The 5163-nt window shown below is 69.5% G+C and carries 3 protein-coding genes; 2 read left to right on the top strand and 1 reads right to left on the bottom strand.

The features are described 5' to 3' along the window. On the bottom strand, positions 1-1293 hold a 1293-nt coding region (locus tag ACFXGA_RS39510; RefSeq protein WP_378098112.1), incomplete at its 3' end, for an endo-1,4-beta-xylanase. A 745-nt stretch (positions 1294-2038) separates the two neighbouring features. Between ACFXGA_RS39510 and ACFXGA_RS39505 the strand changes: the two genes are divergently transcribed. Both ACFXGA_RS39505 and ACFXGA_RS39500 read left to right on the top strand, forming a co-directional pair. Then, positions 2039-3667: a cellulose binding domain-containing protein gene (locus ACFXGA_RS39505; protein ID WP_378098109.1), complete on the top strand. Its 1629-nt coding sequence runs from the start codon at positions 2039-2041 to the stop codon at positions 3665-3667. 32 nt (positions 3668-3699) lie between these two features. Then, a complete protein-coding gene (locus ACFXGA_RS39500) occupies positions 3700-4716 on the top strand; it encodes a LacI family DNA-binding transcriptional regulator (protein WP_378098106.1) in 1017 nt (338 codons plus the stop codon). Positions 4717-5163 lie beyond the last annotated feature (447 nt).

Raw genomic sequence — 5163 nt, 5'->3', positions numbered from 1 at the left:
GTTGCCGCTGCGTTTGCTTTTCCTGGTGTTGCCTATCGACCGGCCGGACGGCAGCGACAGCGACGCGGACCAGCCGTTGACCGCCGACGAACCCGCCGTGACCCTGATCGTGGCCACGAAGCCGCCGTTCCACTGGTCGAGCGCCGACACGGCGGCCGAGCAGCCACCCGGAACCGGCGTGGTGGTGGTCGTCGTGGTCGTCGTCGTGGTGGAAGTGGTGGTGGTCGTGCTGGTGGTCGTCGTGGTGCTGGTCGTGGTCGTGGTGGACGACGGCGGGGCCGCGTTGAGCGCGTTCAGGACGGCGGTGTAGGCGGGCTTCTTGTTGCCCGAGCCGTCGAACAGCAGCGGGGTGCCCGAGGCGCGCCACGAGTCGGTGTCCCGGATGCCCCACACGGTGATGCCCGCGCACCGGGCGACGGCCAGGCACGCCTTCACCACGCGCTCGTAGTTCTGCGCCTGCGCCGTGCCGGAGCCCTCGATGTCCAGCTCGGTGATCTGGACCTCGACGCCGAGGTTGGCGAAGTTCTGCAGCGTCGTCTGGTAGTTGGACGGCACCGGGCTCTGCGGGTTGAAGTGCGACTGGAAGCCGACGCAGTCGATCGGCACGCCGCGCTGCTTGAAGTCCTGGACCATCCGGTAGACGGCCTGGGTCTTGGCGTGGGTCCAGTCGTCGGTGTTGTAGTCGTTGTAGCAGAGCTTCGCGGCCGGGTCGGCCGCCCGCGCCGCCCGGAACGCGGCCTCGATCCAGTCGTTGCCGGTGCGCTGGAGGTTCGAGTCGCGCCGCGCGCCCGAACTCCCGTCCTGGAACGCCTCGTTCACCACGTCCCACGCGTAGATCTTGCCGGCGTAGTAGGAGGCGACCTTGGTGACGTGGTTCAGCATCGCCGACCGGAGGTCCGAACCGGACAGGCTCTGCATCCAGCCGGGCTGCTGCGAGTGCCACGCCAGCGTGTGCCCGCGCACCCGCTTGCCCTGGGAGCGCGCGAGGTTCACGATGCGGTCGGCGTTGCCGTAGCTGAACTGGTTCCGGTTCGGCTCGGTCGCGTCGATCTTCATCTCGTTCTCGGCCGTGACCATGTCGAACTCACGGCTCAGGATGCCGGTGTAGGTCGAGTCGCCGAGCCTGCCCGCGGCGACGGCGGTGCCGAAGTACCGACCGGTCTGCTGGGCCGACGCGCCGAGCGTGCTCGCGGCCGACGCCGACGTGGCGGTGAGGACCACCGCGCTACCGGTGGCGGCGACCAGGGCTGTCACGAGTGCGGCTCGCGACACTGACCTCGCTGTCAGCTTCATGTGCACACCTTCTGGGACACCCGCCGCGTGTCCGGCGGGTGGTGATCGGGGATCGTGCCGGCGGTCCGCGCGCGGACGCGGGCGGACCGCGGTGGTCCGGGCTCCCGGACCGGGGACGCGAACGAGAGTTCACGCCCGTCGAAAGTTTCGAGTGTTGTTGCGTTGGATCGGCTGATCGTGTGCAGTGTGGCACCTCGTGTTGGCGCTCACAAGCCCGGTTCCGATGGCGGTAACGTTCATTGATCTGAACGGAGTACGGCGCAGTTGCGCGCTTCTCATCTGCGGTTATCATGAGGTATCGAACACCTGTGCGATCCGGTCGGGTAGTGGTTCGGCCCTTGTTAACGCTCACCTGAGCGTTCGAAACAGTCGGTGCGAGCGGGTTGGCGTTTCGAAGGTGGCCACCGCGTCGGGGTGTCGCCGCGACCGTCGGACCTCGGGCGGCGCGACGACCGGGCCGGGGTCGCCGGTCCGCAGGAGGTATGTCGCAATTGTTCGCGCTCACAAGATGCGTGTTCAATGGTGGGAAAGCGCCGTTGGGCTGACTGGCGCAATGCGCCGGTGGTGCTGGTGGGAGCTGGGCTTATCCGACCTTGTCGAATACCGTTCGACTGACGAAAATGGCCCTCTCGCTAAAGTGAGCGATCACATCTTTAGCTTTGACCGGTTGTTCCGCGCGTGGCTACATTGGCTGGCGATCGGCGTTTCGGGCACGTCACTCGGACAGCGAAGGGGCGCGGCGACCATGGAACGATCAACCCGGTGGCGGCGCGTCGCCCACCTCCTGGCCGCGGCCGTGGTGGCGTCGGCCGGCACGGCGGTAGTGCTGCACGCGAACCCCGCGCAGGCCCTGGACAACGGCGTGGCGCGCACCCCGCCGATGGGCTGGAACTCGTGGAACACGTTCGGCTGCAACATCAACGAGACGTTGATCAAGCAGATGGCCGACGCGATGGTCAGTTCCGGCATGCGCGACGCCGGCTACCAGTACGTCGTGGTGGACGACTGCTGGATGAACCCCAACCGGGACTCGGCGGGCAACCTGCAGGGCGACCCGAGCCGGTTCCCGAGCGGCATGAAGGCGCTCGGCGACTACATCCACGCCAAGGGCCTGAAGTTCGGCATCTACCAGGCGCCGCTGGCCGAGACGTGCGCGCAGTACTTCAACTCCTACCCCGGGTCGACCGGGGCCCTGAACCACGAGGCCCAGGACGCCCGCCAGTTCGCGGCGTGGGGCGTGGACTACCTGAAGTACGACTGGTGCTCCCCGAGCGGGACGATCGACGACCAGGTGCGGACGTTCGCGAAGATGCGCGACGCGCTGGCGGCGACGGGCCGGCCGATCGTCTACAGCATCAACCCCAACAGCATCCACGACAAGACGGGCCCGCGGCGCAACTGGGGCGACGTCGCGAACATGTGGCGCACCACCGAGGACATCACCAACGCGTGGAACACCGGGCAGACCAACGGCTACCCGATGGGCATCCAGAACATCGTGGACGTGACCGTGCCGCTGGCCTCCTACGCCGGGCCGGGCGCGTTCAACGACCAGGACATGATGGAGGTCGGCCGCGGCGGCATGACCGACACCGAGATGCGCAGCCACTTCGCGCTGTGGTCGATCATGGCCTCGCCGCTCATCGCGGGCAACGACCTGCGGAACATGAACTCGGCCACGTCGACCATCCTGAAGAACGCCAACCTGATCGCCATCAACCAGGACCCGCTGGCGTTGCAGGCGCGGCAGATCTCCCACGACGGCACGCGCCGCGTGCTGGCCAAGCGGCTGGCCGACGGCGGTGTCGCGGTGGCCCTGTTCAACCAGGGTTCCGCCACCACCACGGTGAGCACGACCGCGGCGGCGATCGGTCTCACCGGTTCCTCCTTCACCCTGCGCGACGCCTGGACGAACGCGGTGAGCACGACCTCCGGGAGCATCTCGGCCGGCGTCCCCGCGCACGGCACGGTGGTCTACCGGGTCAACCCCACCGGCACGACCACCACCACCACCACCACGACGACCACGACCACGACGACCACTCCGCAGCCGGGTGAGTCCTGTCGGGTCGTGAACACGGTGAACGCGTGGAACACGGGGTTGACGTCGGAGATCACGATCACGAACACGGGGTCGGCGGCGATCTCGGGTTGGTCGTTGGTGTTCACGTTGCCGGGTGGGCAGTCGATCACGTCGGGGTGGAACGCGACGTATTCGCCGTCGTCGGGTCAGGTGACGGCGAGGAACGTGTCGTACAACGGCACGATCGCGCCGGGGGCGTCGGTGAGCATCGGGTTCCAGGCCAACCACACCGGCAACACCGCCGAACCCGCCTCGTACTCGCTCAACGGCGCCCCCTGCGGCACCGCCTGACCCGCGCGGGACACCTCGCCGAAGGGACGCTCGTGGACAACAGGACCTTCGGCGCGCCCGCGATGTCGGACGTCGCCCGGCTGGCCGGCGTCTCGCACCAGACGGTGTCGCGGGTGCTCAACCGGCACCCGTACGTCCGGGAGCAGACGCGGCTGCGGGTCCAGGCGGCGATCGACCAACTGGGCTACCGGCCCAACCGGGTGGCTCGCGCCCTGGTGACGGGCCGGTCGCAGCTGATCGGCGTGGTGGCGCAGAACTCCACCCTGTACGGCCCGATCTCGCTGCTGGCGGCGTTCGAGCAGGCGGCGGCCGAGGTGGGGTTCGTGGTGACCGCGCACCGGGTGAACGCGTCGGACCGCGAGTCCATCGCGCGGGCGCTGGAGCGGCACCACGAGCAGCGGGTGGCGGGCATCGTGGTGATCGCCCCCACCGCGTCGGTGAGCGACGCGATCGACGCCGTGCCGCCCGGTGTGCCGCTGGTGGTGGTGGACGGCGACCCGGAGCGGCCGACCCCGCTGGTGACCGCGGACCAGGAGGCGGGCGCCTTCGCCGCGACCCGCCACCTGGTCGAGGCGGGCCACCGCGCGGTGTGGCACGTTTCCGGCCCGCCGGACTGGTTCGACAGCGCGGGGCGCGTGCGCGGCTGGCGGGCGGCGCTGGAGGCCGCCGGCCTCCCCGTCCCGCCGCCGGTGCCGGCCGACTGGAGCGCGGCGTCGGGGTACCGGGTGGGGCTGGAGCTGGCGCGCGACCCCGAGGTGACCGCCGTCTTCGCGGCCAACGACCACCTGGCGCTCGGCATCCTGCGGGCGATGAGCGAGCGCGGCCGGCGCGTGCCACAGGACGTGAGCGTGGTCGGCTTCGACGACGTGCCCGAGGCCGGCTACCTGATCCCGCCGCTCACCACGGTCCGGCCGGACTTCGCGGCGGTGGCGCGTGAGACGCTGGACCTGTTGTTGGCCCAGGTCGGCGGCGGCGAGGCGGGCCGGCAGCGGCGGACCATCGTGCCGACCCTGGTCGAACGCGGCAGCGTGGGACCGCCGCGGAACTGAATGTTTGCGCTAACACAGCGGTACTGGCGCGACTCGATGTTTGTCGATGCGAAGGCCGCGATCCCTGCTCAAGTTAGCGCTCACAATTTTAGCATCGCCGCACGTTGACTGGTTCGTCCCGCGCCGGCTAGATTGGCCCGAAAGTGAAAGCGCTTTTCGCGCAACTTTCGAAACCCTCTCGGCCGGGCACTTCCGCCGCGGCCGTTCGTCAACGACGACGATGGGGACAGCGATGCGATCGCCTCCTGCGCCGTGCGCGTCCGACGCGCGCCGCCCCCCGGGTCCTCCCTGATCGGCGACGCGCCCCCCGGTGCCGTCGAGCGCCCCCGTCCCGGTCGTCCGGCGCCACCCGCTCACCCGCCGCCACACCACCACCGGCAGAAAGAGTGACTGATGATCTTGCGTAGGGTTCTCGGACCCGTGGCGGCCGCGGTGCTCCTCACCGCC

Origin of the sequence: Actinosynnema sp. NPDC059335 (assembly GCF_042752395.1) — a bacterium.
Taxonomy (GTDB): domain Bacteria; phylum Actinomycetota; class Actinomycetes; order Mycobacteriales; family Pseudonocardiaceae; genus Actinosynnema.
The sequence above is the reverse complement of the archived record's forward strand: the minus strand, read 5'-3'. Positions and strand labels throughout refer to the sequence as shown.

Coding starts and splice junctions, on each gene's coding strand:
- ACFXGA_RS39505 (WP_378098109.1), top strand. CDS start 2,039: ATGGAACGATCAACCCGGTGGCGGCGCGTCGCCCACCTCCTGGCCGCG.